Source organism: Thermus sp. (genome assembly GCF_037444525.1).
Taxonomy (GTDB): Bacteria; Deinococcota; Deinococci; order Deinococcales; family Thermaceae; genus Thermus.
Map to the genome: position 1 here is coordinate 1 of NZ_JBBIMD010000057.1, position 14,502 is coordinate 14,502.

The 14,502-nt window shown below is 67.0% G+C and carries 20 protein-coding genes, 3 tRNA genes, 1 other RNA gene and 1 pseudogene; 11 read left to right on the forward strand and 14 right to left on the reverse strand.

Annotated elements, in window-relative coordinates; translation table 11 throughout:
- The 7 genes and pseudogenes from WKI94_RS09310 to WKI94_RS09340 all read right to left on the reverse strand — a co-directional run.
- A pseudogene (locus WKI94_RS09310) lies at positions 1-90 on the reverse strand (16S rRNA (cytosine(1402)-N(4))-methyltransferase); the annotation flags it as partial.
- A 3-nt stretch (positions 91-93) separates the two neighbouring features.
- Positions 94-528 (reverse strand): division/cell wall cluster transcriptional repressor MraZ, encoded by a 435-nt coding sequence (gene mraZ, locus WKI94_RS09315; protein ID WP_016329353.1) that lies wholly within the window; start codon positions 526-528, stop codon positions 94-96.
- A 192-nt stretch (positions 529-720) separates the two neighbouring features.
- An RNA gene (gene rnpB, locus WKI94_RS09320) (RNase P RNA component class A) lies at positions 721-1,085 on the reverse strand.
- 10 nt (positions 1,086-1,095) lie between these two features.
- The gene (locus WKI94_RS09325) at positions 1,096-1,377 is read right to left on the reverse strand and encodes a hypothetical protein (RefSeq protein WP_337845473.1); all 282 of its coding nucleotides are present in this window, start codon (positions 1,375-1,377) and stop codon (positions 1,096-1,098) included.
- A gap of 192 nt (positions 1,378-1,569) precedes the next feature.
- Positions 1,570-1,645, reverse strand: a tRNA-Arg gene (locus WKI94_RS09330).
- 35 nt (positions 1,646-1,680) lie between these two features.
- Positions 1,681-1,756: transfer RNA gene (locus tag WKI94_RS09335), tRNA-Gly, on the reverse strand.
- 1 nt (position 1,757) lies between these two features.
- A tRNA-Pro gene (locus WKI94_RS09340) sits at positions 1,758-1,834 on the reverse strand.
- A gap of 69 nt (positions 1,835-1,903) precedes the next feature.
- On the opposite strand from WKI94_RS09340, the gene tatA reads away from it, so the two are divergent.
- The gene (tatA, locus tag WKI94_RS09345) at positions 1,904-2,065 is read left to right on the forward strand and encodes a twin-arginine translocase TatA/TatE family subunit (protein ID WP_337845474.1); all 162 of its coding nucleotides are present in this window, start codon (positions 1,904-1,906) and stop codon (positions 2,063-2,065) included.
- Here tatA and WKI94_RS09350 read toward each other — a convergent pair.
- The 4 genes from WKI94_RS09350 to hslV form a co-directional block, all read right to left on the reverse strand.
- A complete protein-coding gene (locus WKI94_RS09350) occupies positions 2,062-2,790 on the reverse strand; it encodes a formate dehydrogenase accessory sulfurtransferase FdhD (RefSeq protein ID WP_337845475.1) in 729 nt (242 codons plus the stop codon). The genes tatA and WKI94_RS09350 overlap by 4 nt on opposite strands.
- 79 nt (positions 2,791-2,869) lie before the next feature.
- Complete coding sequence (locus WKI94_RS09355) at positions 2,870-3,937, reverse strand: tetratricopeptide repeat protein (RefSeq protein WP_337845476.1); 1,068 nt, start codon at positions 3,935-3,937, stop codon at positions 2,870-2,872.
- 9 nt (positions 3,938-3,946) lie between these two features.
- Positions 3,947-5,197, reverse strand: coding sequence for an ATP-dependent protease ATPase subunit HslU (gene hslU / locus WKI94_RS09360; RefSeq protein WP_337845477.1), 1,251 nt, complete (start codon positions 5,195-5,197; stop codon positions 3,947-3,949).
- Positions 5,194-5,736 (reverse strand): ATP-dependent protease subunit HslV, encoded by a 543-nt coding sequence (gene hslV, locus WKI94_RS09365; RefSeq protein WP_337845478.1) that lies wholly within the window; start codon positions 5,734-5,736, stop codon positions 5,194-5,196. The genes hslU and hslV overlap by 4 nt, the downstream gene beginning before the upstream one ends.
- A 109-nt stretch (positions 5,737-5,845) precedes the next feature.
- Here hslV and WKI94_RS09370 point away from each other — a divergent pair, with 109 nt between their 5' ends.
- The 5 genes from WKI94_RS09370 to WKI94_RS09390 are packed head-to-tail and all read left to right on the forward strand — an operon-like array spanning position 5,846 to position 9,319.
- Positions 5,846-7,240: an AAA family ATPase gene (locus WKI94_RS09370; protein WP_337845479.1), complete on the forward strand. Its 1,395-nt coding sequence runs from the start codon at positions 5,846-5,848 to the stop codon at positions 7,238-7,240.
- A complete protein-coding gene (locus WKI94_RS09375; RefSeq protein WP_337845480.1) occupies positions 7,230-7,523 on the forward strand; it encodes a nucleotidyltransferase domain-containing protein in 294 nt (97 codons plus the stop codon). Before WKI94_RS09370 ends, WKI94_RS09375 begins: the two co-directional genes overlap by 11 nt.
- On the forward strand, positions 7,508-7,903 hold the full coding sequence (locus tag WKI94_RS09380; RefSeq protein ID WP_337845481.1) for a nucleotidyltransferase substrate binding protein: 396 nt from the start codon (positions 7,508-7,510) through the stop codon (positions 7,901-7,903). Before WKI94_RS09375 ends, WKI94_RS09380 begins: the two co-directional genes overlap by 16 nt.
- The gene (locus WKI94_RS09385; RefSeq protein WP_337845482.1) at positions 7,884-9,107 is read left to right on the forward strand and encodes a VWA domain-containing protein; all 1,224 of its coding nucleotides are present in this window, start codon (positions 7,884-7,886) and stop codon (positions 9,105-9,107) included. Before WKI94_RS09380 ends, WKI94_RS09385 begins: the two co-directional genes overlap by 20 nt.
- Complete coding sequence (locus tag WKI94_RS09390) at positions 9,107-9,319, forward strand: hypothetical protein (RefSeq protein ID WP_337845483.1); 213 nt, start codon at positions 9,107-9,109, stop codon at positions 9,317-9,319. The genes WKI94_RS09385 and WKI94_RS09390 overlap by 1 nt, the downstream gene beginning before the upstream one ends.
- Here WKI94_RS09390 and WKI94_RS09395 read toward each other — a convergent pair.
- The gene (locus WKI94_RS09395; protein WP_337845484.1) at positions 9,316-9,708 is read right to left on the reverse strand and encodes a DUF1801 domain-containing protein; all 393 of its coding nucleotides are present in this window, start codon (positions 9,706-9,708) and stop codon (positions 9,316-9,318) included. The two genes, WKI94_RS09390 and WKI94_RS09395, sit on opposite strands and share 4 nt — an antisense overlap.
- Entirely contained in the window at positions 9,701-10,300 is a 600-nt protein-coding gene (locus tag WKI94_RS09400; protein WP_337845485.1) for a hypothetical protein, read from the reverse strand. Before WKI94_RS09400 ends, WKI94_RS09395 begins: the two co-directional genes overlap by 8 nt.
- 75 nt (positions 10,301-10,375) lie before the next feature.
- Between WKI94_RS09400 and WKI94_RS09405 the strand changes: the two genes are divergently transcribed.
- The 5 genes from WKI94_RS09405 to WKI94_RS09425 are packed head-to-tail and all read left to right on the forward strand — an operon-like array spanning position 10,376 to position 13,863.
- Positions 10,376-11,428, forward strand: coding sequence for an Mrp/NBP35 family ATP-binding protein (locus WKI94_RS09405; RefSeq protein ID WP_337845486.1), 1,053 nt, complete (start codon positions 10,376-10,378; stop codon positions 11,426-11,428).
- A gap of 1 nt (position 11,429) precedes the next feature.
- Positions 11,430-12,035 (forward strand): HTH domain-containing protein, encoded by a 606-nt coding sequence (locus tag WKI94_RS09410; protein WP_337845487.1) that lies wholly within the window; start codon positions 11,430-11,432, stop codon positions 12,033-12,035.
- Positions 12,036-12,039: 4 nt separating this feature from the next.
- Positions 12,040-12,810 (forward strand): 50S ribosomal protein L11 methyltransferase, encoded by a 771-nt coding sequence (locus WKI94_RS09415; RefSeq protein WP_337845488.1) that lies wholly within the window; start codon positions 12,040-12,042, stop codon positions 12,808-12,810.
- Positions 12,788-13,474 (forward strand): 16S rRNA (uracil(1498)-N(3))-methyltransferase, encoded by a 687-nt coding sequence (locus WKI94_RS09420; RefSeq protein WP_337845489.1) that lies wholly within the window; start codon positions 12,788-12,790, stop codon positions 13,472-13,474. The genes WKI94_RS09415 and WKI94_RS09420 overlap by 23 nt, the downstream gene beginning before the upstream one ends.
- Positions 13,471-13,863 (forward strand): hypothetical protein, encoded by a 393-nt coding sequence (locus tag WKI94_RS09425; protein WP_337845490.1) that lies wholly within the window; start codon positions 13,471-13,473, stop codon positions 13,861-13,863. The genes WKI94_RS09420 and WKI94_RS09425 overlap by 4 nt, the downstream gene beginning before the upstream one ends.
- On the opposite strand, the gene WKI94_RS09430 is transcribed toward WKI94_RS09425, so the two are convergent.
- A partial coding sequence (locus WKI94_RS09430) for an AEC family transporter (RefSeq protein WP_337845491.1) occupies positions 13,813-14,502 on the reverse strand: 690 nt, incomplete at its 5' end. The two genes, WKI94_RS09425 and WKI94_RS09430, sit on opposite strands and share 51 nt — an antisense overlap.

The window sequence follows — 14,502 nt, forward strand, 5'->3', positions numbered from 1 at the left end:
GGTGGCGTCCACGTAAAGCCCCCCAGGCCGCACAGCCAGGAGGTCCAGGGCTTCTTCGTACAGAACGGGAATATGCTTCAGAATCTCCATACCCTATCCCACAAGCCCCCGCAGGGCCTCTGGGGCTGGGGGGCGTTTCAGAATCTCCTCTATGGCCTGCCACCACCGCTCCAAGCTCCAGATCTCCAACCTTCCTGGGGCCCCGGCGATGACCACGTCCCCCCCTTCCTTTAGCCCCGCAAACTGGCGCAAGGGGGGTGGGATGAGGATGCGGGAAGCGTTGTCCATGCGGGTTTTGTGGGCTCCGGAGTAGAAGAAGCGGACGAAGGCCCTGGCCTCGGCATCGGTGAGGGGGAGGCCCACGAGCTGCTCCTCAATCTTGCGCCACCGGTCGGAGGGGAAGACATAAAGGCAGCCCTCCATCCCCCGGGTGAGCACCAGGCCGTCCTCGAGGAAGTCGCGAAAAGGGCCGGGAATGACCACCCGCCCCTTATCGTCCAGGCTGTACTGGTACTCCCCGAAGGGCATCTCCCACCTTCTCCCACCTTCCCCGGCTTGAGGCCTCCCCCTAGCTCCAATTTGGGCCATGCCCCTGGAAGGTTTTCTGAAGGGAAGTATAACACCATTCCCCACGATTTTCCACCATCTCCCACTTCCACCCCACCCTTCTCCCACACCCCGGCAAAGGAAAAGGCCACACCCCTTAGGGCGTGGCCTTTTAGCCCAGGGTGGGCCGTAAGCCGGGTTCTGTTTCCGCGGCCATCTCTCTGGGACCACGGTCGCCCATGGCCTCAAGCGGCTCATCCCGGAGGTTCTGGCGGGCCGGGCAAGCCCTTCCTCCCTACCGAGCCTTGCACCGGGTGGGGTTTGCCGTGCCCCAGCCTGTTGCCAGGCCAGGCGGTGGGCTCTTACCCCACCGTTTCACCCTTGCCCGCACCCCTTTCAGGGCCGCTGGCGGTCTCTTTTCTGTGGCACTTTCCGTCGGGTTACCCCGCCCAGCCGTTAGCTGGCACCCTGCCCTATGGTGCCCGGACTTTCCTCACCCGAGGGGGGAGTCCCCCGGGCGCGACCGCGCGCCCACCCTGGGGCCACCTCCTATTGTAGCCCAAACTCCCGGAGCCAGCCCTCAGGGAGCCGGACCCCCAGAATGCGCTCCAACTCCTCCCGGCGGCTCCAAATCTCCAAGACCAAGGCTTGGGTGGCCTCCGGGTCCGCCTCCAGGGCGCGGAGGAGGAACTGGTGGAAGAGCCCAAACTCCGCCCAGGCCGCGGTTACGGCGATGTCGTCCTGGGCCTCTGGGTCGCTCAGGAGGGCTATATACTCCCCCCAACGCTTCCGGATTAAAGCCGCGGGATCTAATGGGCCTGGCGGGTACATGGGTTCCCTTTTGGGTTGGGGGCGTAAACCTGAGGGTCTGGGCCGATGCACGATAAAGAGGGGAAGCCTCCCGGTGATGACCTACCCGGCTTCCGCCCCACTCGGACAGGGGGTTTTGGGGTTCGCGTTCCCCCTGGTCCCCCCTTCACCGGAAATGCCCTGGCCCCGTGGGCCAGGGAGGTCCTTCAAGATTGGCGGGCCCGGAGGGATTCGAACCCCCGACCTACCGCTTAGAAGGCGGCTGCTCTGTCCACTGAGCTACGGGCCCCAAAGTTTGGCCGGGGTGTCGCCACCCCGGCTTTGTGGAGCGGGAGACGGGACTTGAACCCGCGACCCTCGGCTTGGAAGGCCGATGCTCTACCAACTGAGCTACTCCCGCCTGGTCGGGGCGGCCCGATTTGAACGGGCGACCCCCTGCTCCCAAAGCAGGTGCGCTACCGGCCTGCGCTACGCCCCGGGGTATTAAACCCCAAAGGCCACCATATCACTTGCCCGCTGATGGGGTCAAGCGTGCTATCATGGCCCTATGCGCCTAGGACCAATGGAAATCATCCTCATCCTTCTCATCGTCCTTCTCCTCTTTGGGGCGAAGAAACTTCCGGAGTTGGCCCGGGGTCTTGGCCAGTCCGCGAAGGAGTTCAAGAAAGGCCTTTCGGAGGGGGAAGAGAAGAAGGAGGAAAAGGCCTAGCCCCTTGCGGGTAGGAGAACGCCTCCCGGGGCGTAGAGGCGGTAGCTTTCGGGCCTCACGTAGGCGGCCAGGGCGAGCCCGTAGGTTTGGGCTAGCTCCACCGCGGGGGCGGTGGCTCCCGTGCGGCTCGCCAGGAGCACCGCGCCCATGGCGATGGCCTTGGCCGCCATTTCCCTACTTACCCGTCCGGTCACCGCAAGAAGGACAGGGGGCTTAACCCCCTCTAGGAGCATGTATCCCATGAGCCGGTCCATGGCGTTGTGGCGGCCGATGTCCTCATTCAGGTAGAGGAGATGGCCCTTAAGGTCAAAAAGGGCCGCCCCGTGGATGCCCCGGGTTTCCGCGTAGGCCCGGGCCCGCTGGCGAAGCTCCGTTAGGAGCCTGGGGGGCAGGCTGGGGTCTAGGGGAACCTGGGGTAGGGGGTGGAGGGGGGCCTCGCTGAAGCGGAGCCCTGCCGCACAGCCGCTGTCCCGCATTCCCACCCCTTGCGCTGGTCTCTGGGGGAGGTTAACGTTCACCACACCCTCCCCCACTTGCCAGCTAACCCCTGCCAGGTCCCGGATGGCCCCGCTCAGGTAAAGGTGGCCCAAGGCGAGAAGGAGTTCTTCCCCTGGGGTGTAGCTTAGGGCGGTCCAGGGTTCCCCGTTGACGGCAAGGAGGAGGGTGGCTTCCTGAGGGAGGGGGAACCTCTCGGGGAGCAGTTGCCCCTTCTGGTAACGCCACACGGCAAGGTTAGTGTATCCTCCTCCGGAACCAAAAGGGGGGCGGCCCTCACAAAAGGGCCGCCTGGGAGTAGGACAACGTTTAGAGGCGCTTCAAGACTTCCTCCGCCTCCTTGTACCCTGGCTTCAGCTTCAGGGCTTCTTGGCACTGGTACCGGGCCCCCGCCTTGTCCCCCAGCTTCTCGTTGGCCAGGCAAAGGCCCAAGCGGTACTCGGGGTTTTTGGGTTCCAGCCTCACCGCCACGGTGTAGCGGCTCTTGGCCTTTTGGGCATCCCCCAGGTCCAGGTAAATCTGGCCCAAGTAGGCGTAGGCGGCGGGGAAGCGGAGAGGGGCCAAAGCCAAAGCGTTTTCCAAGGCCATGCCGGCTTCCTTCTTCCGCCCAAGGAGAAGGTAAGCCCGGCCCAGAGTGTACCAGCCCTCGGCATCCAGAGGCTTAAGCCGGTGCCCCTCCTCCAGCACCCGGGCGGCCTCCGCGGCCTGGTTTTTCAGTAAGAGGGCCGAGGCGTAGCGGACCCGGAGGTCCATGTCCTTGGGGCTTTCCTCCAGCGCCTTGGCGTACTGCTCCAGGGCTTCGTCCAGGCGCCCCATGGCCAGGTAGAGCTCTGCCAAGGCCTTGCGCACCTCGGGGGTGTCTTCCAAGGCCAAGGCTTTCTTCAGGCTTTCCTCCGCCTGGGTGCCTTGTCCTAAGAGGATGTAAACCAGGCCCCGCTGGAGGTAAAGGGGAGCGTACTTGGGGTTGATCCTCTCCGCGTCTTTCAGGACGGAAAGGGCCTGGTCCAGGTACCCCTTGGCCCGCTCCTTATCCTCTGCCGCACGGTAGAAGGCCACGTAGGCCTCCGCCAGGACCATGTACCCCCCCATGTACCGGGGGTTTCGGGCCACCAGGGCCTTGGCGTTTTCCAGGGCGGGGTTCAGGAGGCCGAGCTTGAGCTGGGTCCGCGCCAGCCAGTACTGGGCCTCAGGGTCGCCCGGTTTTTCCCTTAGGGCCCGCTCAAAGAGTTCCAGGGCGGTTTCGTAGCGGCCCAGGGCGTAGAGCTGCACCCCCAGGCGCAGAGGGTCCTGCTGGACCGTCTGGGGTGGGGGTGGGGGGGTTTGCTGGGCCAAGGCGCCGAGGGCCGAAAGTCCAAAGGCCAGGATCAACCAGCGCATACCGCACCTCTAGAGCACGTACCGCGAAAGGTCCTTGGAGGCAAAGACCGCCTCCAGCCTCTGCTCCACGTAGGCCCGGGTGATCTCCACCCGGCCCAGGTCCGTTTGGAAGCTCACCTCCTCCAAAACCCGCTCCAGCACGGTGGCGAGCCTTCTTGCCCCGATGTCCTCCAGCTCCTGGTTGGCCCGGTGAGCGGCTTTGGCGATGGCCCGAAGGGCCTCATCGTGGAAGACGAGCTCTGTGCCGTCTGCCTTGAGGAGCTCGGTGTACTGGCGGACGAGGGAGTTTTCCGGTTCCTTCAGGATCCGGTAGAACTCCTCCGCCCCCAAGGGGGAGAGCTCCACCCGGATGGGGAAGCGGCCCTGGAGCTCGGGGATGAGGTCCGAGGGCTTGGCCACGTGAAAGGCCCCCGCGGCGATGAAGAGGACGTGTTCCGTGGAGATGGGGCCGATGCGGGTGGAGACCACCGTGCCTTCCACGATGGGGAGGAGGTCCCGCTGCACCCCTTCCCCGGAGACGTCGGGGCCGATGGTGCCCTCTCGGCGGGCCACCTTGTCAATCTCATCTATGAAGACGATGCCGTCCTCCTGGGCGCGGCGGCGGGCCTCTTCCTTGAGTTCCTCCTTGTCTATGAGCCTTTCCGCGTGCTGGTTTTTGAGAACCTCCCGCGCCTCCTTCACCGTCATCCGCCGGCGCACGGGCCGTTTGGGGAGGAGGCCTTTCAGCATCTCGCCCATGCCCCCAAACCCCTCGCCGCCTAGGACCCCCATGAAGGGCAGGGCCACCTCCTCCTCCACCTGGACCTCCACGGAAAGGGCGTCCAGGCGGCCGGAGCGGACCTCGGAAGGGGAGGTGCGGAGGAGGGTGGCGAGCTCCTCCTCTGCTAGGCGGAGGGCTTTTTCCTCCACCTTCTTCTTCATCTCCTCCAAGACGAGCTGGTAGCTGGCCTCGGCTAGGTCGCGCACGATGGAGTCCACGTCCCGGCCCACGTAGCCCACCTCCGTGAACTTGGTGGCCTCCACCTTCACGAAGGGGGCCCCGGCGAGCCGGGCCAGTCGGCGGGCGATCTCCGTCTTGCCTACCCCGGTGGGGCCGATCATGAGGATGTTCTTGGGCGTGACCTCCCGGGCGATCTCAGGGGGGAGCTTCTTGCGGCGGTAACGGTTCCTTAAGGCCACAGCCACCGCCTTTTTGGCCGCTTCCTGGCCCACGATGTGCTTGGAAAGCTCCCGGACGATTTCCGCAGGCGTGAGGTTCATGCTTCCCCCAAGGTGAGGACGGTCACCTGGCCCGAGGTATAGAGGTCCACCTCGGCGGCGATCCGGATGGCCTCCTCGGCGATCTCCCGGGCGGAGAGGGGGCTATGGCGCAGGAGGGCCTTGGCCGCAGCCAGGGCGTAGGGCCCGCCCGATCCCACGGCGAGAAGGGGCTCTTCTGGGGTGATGACCTCGCCGCTTCCCGAGAGGAGGACCAGGTTCTCCCGATCCGCGGCCACGATCATGGCCTGGAGGTGGCGGAGGACGCGATCGGTGCGCCAGAGCTTGGCCGTTTCCACCGCCCCTTTGAGGAGGTTACCCTTGGCTTCCTGTAGCTTTTCCTCAAAGCGCTCCAGGAGGGCCAGGGCGTCCGCCACCCCCCCGGCGAAGCCCACCAGGACCCCCCCGCCCACCTCGAGGCGCCGCACCTTCACCGCGCCCCGCTTCAAGACCGTCTGGCCGAAGGTGACCTGGCCGTCCCCCGCGAGGGCGGTAACGCCGTCTTTGCGCACGGCTAGGATCGTGGTCCCGTGAATCTCCATCCAGGGCCACCTTACGCCTGGGCCATGAGAAAGGGGTTAGGCGTGGATTGGGAGGGGTTCGGTGCTCCCTGGCACATACCCCAAAGGTTTCCTTGGCTACACTGGAAGGGTGAAGGCCAAAGCCCTGGGCGAACTCAAGCGCACCTACCCCATAGAACGGCTCCGCCGGACGGTCAAGGACGAGGCGCGGGCAAACCTTCGGGCCAAGCTTGCCCGGGGGGAGCGGCTTTTCCCCGGCATCCACGGCTACGAGGACACGGTGATCCCCGCCCTGGTCCAGGCTATTTTGGCCAAGCAGAACTTCATCCTCCTCGGCACCCGGGGCCAGGCCAAAAGCCGCATCCTGAGAAGCCTAACCGCCCTTTTGGACGAGGAGATCCCCGCCCTCCCCACGGAGCTTCGGGATAACCCCCTAAATCCCATTTCTCCGGAAGGGAGGAGGCTTTTGGAGGAGGCCGGAGACGACGCCCCCATCGTGTGGGTTTCCCGGGAAGATCGCTACGTGGAGAAGCTCGCCACCCCCGACACCACCGTGGCCGACCTTCTCGGGGACATGGATCCCATCAAGGCCGCCCGGCGGGGGACGGCCCTTTCCGACCTCGAGGCCATCCACTTCGGCCTCCTGCCCCGGGCCAACCGGGGGATCTTCGCGGTGAACGAGCTTGCGGACCTGGCCCCCAAGGTCCAGGTGGCCCTCTTCAACATCCTGGAGGAGGGGGACGTCCAGATCCGGGGCTTCCCCCTAAGGCTTCCCCTGGATGTCTGGCTGGTTTTTACCGCCAACCCCCAGGACTACACCGCCCGGGGCCGCATCGTGACCCCCCTTAAGGACCGCATCGGGAGCGAGATCCGCACCCACTACCCCAAGACCCTGGAGGAGGGCATGAGGATCAGCGCCCAGGAGGCCTTCCTCCCCGAGGGGGTGGAGGTGCCGGAGTGGGTGCGGCTTTCCGTGGAGGCCGTGGCCTTCGCCGCCCGGGAGGACCGGCGGGTGGACCAGACCGCGGGGGTTTCCCAGCGCCTGGCCATAAGCCTTTTGGAGGTGGTGGCGGCCAGTGCGGAAAGGCGGGCCCTCCTCCAGGGGGTGCCCCCTGTGGCCCGGCCCCTGGACCTCTACCAGGCCCTTCCCGCCATCACCGGCAAGCTGGAGCTGGAGTACGAGGGGGAGCTCCAGGGGGCGGAAAGGGTGGCCCGGGAGATCGTCCAGAAGGCCTTCGGCATGGTCCTCCCCCGGTACAGGGTGCGGGCGGAACCCATCCTGGTCTACTTTGAGGAGGGAAACCTCCTCACCGTGCCCGAGGGGGACGTGGAGGAGGCCTTGGCCCGCTTCGCCGAGGTGCCCGGGCTTCTGGAGGCGGCCCGGGCCCTTGCGGGGACGGAGGAAGGGGGCCACCTCCTCTCCGCGGCGGAGTTCGTCCTGGAAGGCCTGGTGGGCCGCAGGAAGCTCGCCCGGGGGGAGGCCAGCTACCAGGCGGCCCAGCGGGAAAGGAGCTATGGCAACTAGCCTTGAGAGGGAGCGGGAAGCGGTGCTGGAGGCCCTAAGGTCCCACCTCCAGGGCCTTGGGGTGCGCCTTTACCTCGTCGGTTCGGGGGCTAGGGGAACGCTTCGGCGGGGGTCGGACCTGGACCTGGCCCTGTTTTCGGAAAGGCCCTTGGCCCACCTCCTCCCCCTCCTACGGGAAGCCCTGGAGGAGGCCCCCGTGGTCCACCGGGTGGACCTGGCCGAGGCCGACCCTGCCTTCCGCGCCCAGGTCTTGGAGGAGGGGGTGTTATGGGGCGAGGTTTAGAGCGGCTGGCCGTGGCCCAGCGTGCCCTGGCCACCCTCTTCCAGCTTTCTGGGCTGGAGAACCTTTCTCCGGTGGAGCGGGATGCGGCCAGCCCGCGGTTTGAGTGCACCTTGGAGGATTTCTGGAAAGCCCTACAGGCCTATCTGCGGGAGGAGGGGTTGGAGGCGGCCTCGCCCAAGCGGGTCTTCCGCCTGGCGGGCGAGGTGGGGCTCATGGACGAGGAGGGGGTGCGCCTGGCCCTGCAGATGGGCGACGATCGCAACCTCACCGTCCGCACCTACAACGAGGCCCTGGCCCAGGCCATCTACCGCTGCTTGCAGGGCTACGCCCGTCTGATGGGAAGCGTCTTGGGGAGACTCCATGAAGGCCATCCGCTATAGCCGCTACGAGGGGGACCCGTCCGAGCTCAGCGCGGAGGAGATCCTCTCCCTCCTGGAAGACTTCCTCCTGGATTCGGGCTTCCAGGACCCCTTCCAGCGCTACGACCCAGATCCGGACCGGAGGCCGAGCCTCGAGGACCTTTACGACGCACTCCTCCAGGCCCTTCTGCAGAACGACCTGGTCCCCGAGGACTGGCTCCGGGAGGCCCGCTTTGCGAACCGCATGGAGGAGACCAGGCTCCACCGGGCCATCCAGCGCATGATAGAAAAGCTCCAGGAGGCAGGCTACCTGCGCCTGCCCGGGGAGGACCCCCTGGGCCCCGCCCAAGGGGGGTACCGGGGAGAGGCGGGGGAGGCCCGCTTTGAGCTCACGGAGAAGGCCTCGGACTTCCTGGGCCTGAAAAGCCTTAGGGAGCTCCTCGGGGCTCTGGGCCGCAACGCCCCCGGCCTCCACCCCACCCCCCACCACGCCCCGGGGGTGGAGCGGGTGGGGGAGACCAAGCCTTTTGAGTGGGGGGACCCCTTGGAGCTTCACGTCACCGAGACCCTAAAAAGGGCCCTGCCCAGAGGGCTTGAGAACCTGTTGGAAGAGGATCTCGTCATCGAGCTTGCCGAGTACACCGCGGCCATGAACACCTTGGTCCTCCTGGACTGCTCCCACTCCATGATCCTCTACGGGGAGGACCGCTTCACCCCGGCCAAGAAGGTGGCCCTGGCGCTCGCCCACCTCATCCGCACCCAGTTCCCCGGGGACCAGGTGCGCTTTGTCCTCTTCCACGACACCGCCGAGGAGATCCCCCTGGCCCGCCTGCCCATGGTCCAGGTGGGCCCCTACCACACCAACACCAAGGCTGGCCTCGAGCTCGCCCGTACCCTTCTCCGCAAGATGGGAGGGGAGATGAAGCAGATCATCCTCATCACCGACGGCAAGCCCTCGGCCATCACCCTGCCCAGCGGGGAGGTTTACAAGAACGCCTGGGGCCTGGACCCCCTCATCCTGGCGGAGACCCTCAAGGAGGCCACCCTGGCCCGGCGGGAGGGGATCCCCATCCACACCTTCATGCTGGCCCGGGAGCCCGAGCTTTTGGCTTTTGTGAAGAAGCTTTCCCAGATCACCCGGGGCAAGGCCTACCTCACCCACCCCGGCAACATCGGCCGCTACCTCCTCCTGGACTTCCTCAACAAGAAGGTGCGGAGGAACTGATGCTGAAGGTGCTTTTCCTCCTCCTTCCCCGCTTCCTGCTCCGCCCTAGGCCCTTGAGGCCTCCGCCCGCCTGGGTGCGGGAAGCCCCCTTTCTCCAAGCCCCCTTGCGCCTGGACCTCCCCTACTACCCGGCCCGGGGCGAGGGGGGCGTGGTCCTCATCCCTTGGGACGAGTACGCGGAGGAGGCGGAGGGAATCCTGAAAGGGCTCTAGCTGGTGGCTCTTCGGATGAGGGCGGCGAGGGCCTCCTCCACCTCAGGGGTGAGGTCCTTTAGGCCGAAGGCCACGGGGAAGAGGGGCCCCTCGTCCAGCTTGGCCGCGTCGGTGAAGCCCAAGGTGGCGTAGCGGGTTTTGAACTTGGAGGCAGGCTGGAAGAAGAGGACCACCTTTCCCTTTAAGGCGTAGGCGGGCATCCCGTACCAGAGCCTGGGGGAAAGGCCCGGAGCGTAGCGCCGGATCAGGGCGTGGAGGCTTTGGGCCAGGGTGCGGTCGGGTTCGGGCAGGGCCCTTATGGCCTCGAGGACCGCCTCCTCCCCAGCCTGGTCCTTCAGGCGCGCTCGGAGGGCGGCCTTTTCCTCCGGGGTCAGGCCCTTCTCAGCCATCTCCTTCCTCCAGGGCGTACAGGTAGTAGTGATACGGCCCCAGGTCAAAGAAGGCCTCCTCGTAGGCCAGGCCCTCAATGGGGGTTTCTGGGGGAAGGGGGAGGCGGAAGCTTCCCACCTCCAGGCCCTCCGGGAAGAGGCGGAGCACCCCCCGGGCCACCTCCTCGCTTTCCGTCTCGGGGTCGTTCAGGGGGGTTTTGAAAAGGCGCACCCTTTGGCCCTCCAGGCTCCTCAAGGGGCACCTGGGGTTCTGGAAGGGGGCGCGGAAGAGGAGGCGCTCCTCCACCTCCGCCACCTCCCCGTAGAGGGCGTAGCGGTCCAAGGGGAGGAGGGCCTTGCCGCTTTCCAAAAGGAGGAGGAAGCGGGTCCGGTCGTCCTCCTCCAGGACCACCGGGGCCTTGGCCCGGCCCACCCGCTCGTCCTGGTCCAGGCTCCCCTTTAGGAGGGCCTTGGCCGTCTCCAGGGCTTCTTCCCGGGTGCGGTGAAGGCTATAGGGGTTCACCTTGAAGAGGAGGTCGTAGCCCCTTGGCCCTTGGACCAACCAGGCCAGGTGGAGTTCAAAGAAACGCTGTTTCTGCCACTCGGGGTACACGCCCTATCCTAACCCATGAAAACTGTGAGATTTCCCCTTGCCCAAAACTTTCACCTGGTATACTCTAGGCCCCGTATGGCGCTGACGGAAGAGCGGGTCCTCGAGGCCCTTCGGCACGTCCTGGACCCCGAGCTGGGCAAGGACTTGGTTTCCTTGGGCATGGTGGGGGAGGTGCGGGTGGAGGGGGCGCGGGTGGACCTCCTCATCCAACTCACCACCCCCGCCTGCCCCCTAAAGGGCCAGATCGAGGCGGATATCCTGAAGGCGGTTAAGCCCCTGGGCGCGGAGGAGGTGCGGGTGCGCTTCGGGGGTGGGGTGCGCCCCCCGGAGCAGTACCCCATCCCCGGGGTCAAGCACGTGGTGGCCGTGGCCTCGGGGAAGGGCGGGGTAGGAAAGAGCACCGTGGCCGCCAACCTGGCCCTGGCCCTGGCCCGGGAGGGGGCCAAGGCGGGCCTATTGGACGCCGACCTTTACGGCCCCAGCCAGGCCAAGATGTTCGGCCTCGAGGGCCAGCGCCTCAAGGTGGATCAAAACCGCCGCATCCTCCCCCTGGAGGCCTATGGGATTCGGGTCCTCTCCATGGCCAACATCGTCCCTCCGGGCCAGGCCATGATCTGGCGGGGGCCCATCCTCCACGGCACCCTGAAGCAGTTCCTGGAGGAGGTGAACTGGGGGGAGCTGGACTACCTGGTGGTGGACCTACCCCCTGGCACGGGGGACGTCCAGCTCTCCCTGGCCCAGCTCACCCAGGTCTCCGGGGGGGTCATCGTCACCACTCCCCAGGAGGTGGCCCTCATTGACGCGGAGCGGGCCGCGGACATGTTCACGAAGGTCCAGGTGCCCATCCTGGGGGTCATTGAGAACATGAGCCACTTCCTCTGCCCCCACTGCGGTAAGCCCACCCCCATTTTCGGGGAGGGGGGCGGGAAGAAGCTGGCGGAGGCCCTTAAGGTGCGCTTCCTGGGCGGGATCCCCCTCACCCTTCCTCTAAGGGAGTCCGGAGACCGGGGGGTGCCCATTCTCGTCCAGGATCCGGAGGGCCCGGAGGCCCGGGCCTTTTTGCAGGCGGCCCGGGAGCTCGCCGCCGCCCTAAGCGTCCAGACCTTCCTACCTCTGCCCATGGTCTAAAATGGCCCTTCTCCTGGAAGGCACCAAAGAGCGCGCTCTGGAGCTTCTCCGCCTGAAGCCCTTCACCGCTAAGGAACTGGCGGAGACCCTGGGGATCAGCCGGGTGGCGGCGCAGAAGCACCTTCAGGACCTGGAGGCCAAGGGCCTGGTCCTTTCCGAGCTCAAGAAGTGCCCAAGCCGGGGCCGCCCCTATAGGGTCTACCGGGCCCGGGACGAGACCACCCCCTACGTGGCCCTCTGTGCGGACATGCTTTCGGGCTTGGAGCGCGTCTTGGGGAACGAGGGGGCGGTGGAGTTTCTCAAGGGCCGTTACCTGAAAGACCTGGCCGCCTTAGGCCTCGAGGGCCTCCCCTTGGGGGCAAGGCTGGAGCGCCTGGCGGAGTTTTTAAGGGCTCGGGGCTACGAGGCGGAGGTGGAGGAAAAGGACGGGGTCCTCTACCTCTGCCAGCGGCGATGTCCTAAGCTCGCCCTCTCCCAGGCCCACGGGACCCTCTGCCAGGCGGAGCTTTTGGCCTACCAGGAGGCTCTGGCCCTGCCCCTGGTGCGGGAGGAGCGCATCGCGGAGGGCGGCGCCTGCTGCCGCTACCGGGTGGCCCCCCTAGAATAGGGGGGTGTGGGTCTACCGCCTAAAGGGCACCCTGGAGGAGCTGGACCCCCTCCTTCCCGAGCTCTTTGACTGGGGGGCGAGGGGGTTGGAGGAACGGGCGGGGGAGGTCCTGGCCTACTTCCCCGCGCCCCTGGACCTTCCTTTCGGGGGCCGGTGGGAGGAGCTTCCCGACGAGGATTGGCTTGCTGCTTGGAAGCGCGACCTTAAGCCGGTGGAGGCGGGGCCCTTCGTGGTCCTCGCCCCCTGGCACGCTTGGAAGGGGGAGGGGAAAAGGATCGTCCTCGAGCCCGGCATGGCCTTCGGCACCGGCCATCACGAGACCACCCGCATGGCCCTGGCCGCCTTGGGCCGCTACGCCCATCCCGGAGGCAAGGCCCTGGACCTGGGCACGGGCTCGGGGATCCTGGCCATAGGGGCGGCCTTCCTCGGCATGGAGGCCTTGGGGATGGACATTGACCCCTTGGTCCTCCCCCAGGCGGAGGAAAACGCCCGCAGGAACGGGGTCTCCCCCCGCTTCCTCTGGGGAAGCCTGGAGGAGGCCCTGCCCCATGGGCCCTTTGACCTCCTCCTCGCCAACCTCTACGCCGAGCTCCACCAGGCCCTGGCCGAGGGGTATAGGCGGGTCCTGAGGCCGGGCGGCGTGGCCCTCCTTACCGGCATCCTGGAGGCCAAGGCGGGAGGGGTGGAGGAAGCGCTGGAGAGGGCGGGCTTTAGGGTTTTGGAGCGGGAAGGGGCGGGGGAGTGGGTCCTCTATGCGGCCACACCGCGCCTATAGCCCGGGGCTTTCCGGTGTCCTCCCCTTGCGGGAGGGCCGCCACCTGGTGGAGGTCCTGAGGGCGCGGGTGGGGGACCGGTTCACGGTCTTTGACGAGACCCGGGAGGCCCTGGCGGAGGTGGTGGACCTGGGCCCCCCTGTGCGTTACCGCATCCTGGAGGAGCGTACCCCAGAGCGGGAGGTGGGGGTGGAGGTGGTCCTCTACGTGGCCCTTCTCAAGGGGGACAAGCTGACCGAGGTGGTGCGGGGGGCCACGGAGCTCGGAGCCACCCGCATCCAGCCCCTCGTGACCTGCCACAGCGTGCCCAAGGGCATGGGGGAGGAGAAGCTTAGGCGCCTTAGGGCCATTGCGGTGGAGGCGGCCAAGCAGTCGGGCCGGCTTAGGGTCCCCGAGGTCCTTCCCCCCCTCCCCCTAAAGGAGGTCCCGGAGGTGGCCCAGGGCCTCGTGGCCCATCCTGGAGCGGGGGCGCGGGTGGGGGAGGTGCTGGACCCCGAGAGGCCTTTGGCCCTGGCCGTGGGCCCCGAGGGGGGGTTTGCGGAGGAGGAGGTGGCCTTCCTGGAGAGCCGAGGCTTTAGGCCCGTCACCCTGGGCCGGAGGATCCTCCGGGCGGAGACCGCCGCCTTGGCCCTCCTCGCCCTCTGCACCGCGGGGGTGGGGCGGTGAGGGGGCTCCTCCTCGCCCTCCTCCTTGTGGGGTGCCGCTACACCTTCTTCCCCCTGGACCCCGGTAAGCCCCCACCCCTCCAGCGCCCCTTCCTGGTGGCCCGGCTCCAGCCCGAGGGGGAGGAGGCCCGGCTTTCCCTAAGGGTGGAGCGCCTCCCCTCTCCGGGCTACCTCCACCTCAGGTGGTACCGGGGGGAGGCCCTTCTTTTGGAAAGGGCCCTCTTTCTGGAGGGGCCGGGCAACTACGGGCTTTCCCTGCCCCTGGGAGAGGGGTACCACCGCCTTCTTGGCCTTTGGGAGGGCGAGGTCCTCTTCCAGCTGGACCTGGGCACCCCCCGTCTACCGGACCCCGATGAGGAAGAGGACCAAGGGCAGGGTCAAAAAGGCTAGGAAGGTGGAGACCACCACGCTCCGGGCCACCCGGGTCGCGTCCTGGCCGAACTCCCGGGTGAGGAGGAAGGCGTTCACCGCGATGGGGGTGGCGGACTGGAGGACCAAAACCTGGTGCTCCAGCCGGGGAAGCCCCAGGAGGAGCCCCACCCCATAGGCCAGGAGGAGGCGGAGGCCGCTGGCGGTGAGCTCAAAGGCCCCCACTTGGAAAGGAGTTTTAGCCATCTGCATCCCCAGGGTGAGGAGGAGGACGGGGATGGCCGCCTGGCCCATGAGGCGCACCCCCTCGTCCAGGCGGAAGGGAAGCCCCACCCCAAGCCCCTTGAGGAGGAGGCCCAAGAAGAGGGCGTAGAAGAGGGGCAGGCGCAGGGTGAAGCGGAGGCCCTCGAGGAGCCCCCCACCCCGGATGAAGGCCGGCCCCAGGCCGAACATCACCGCGCTGGAGAGGATGAAGTAGACCACGGCCCGCAAAAGCCCCGCCTCCCCCAGGGCGAAGAAGGTGAGGGAAAGCCCCATGTTGCCGGAGTTGGGAAAGAGGCTGCAGACCGCAAGGCTTTTGGCCGTCCTTGGGCTTAGGCGAAGGAGGCGGGCGGCGAGGAGGATGGAGAGGTAAAGCCCCAGGTAGGTGAGGGCGAAGCC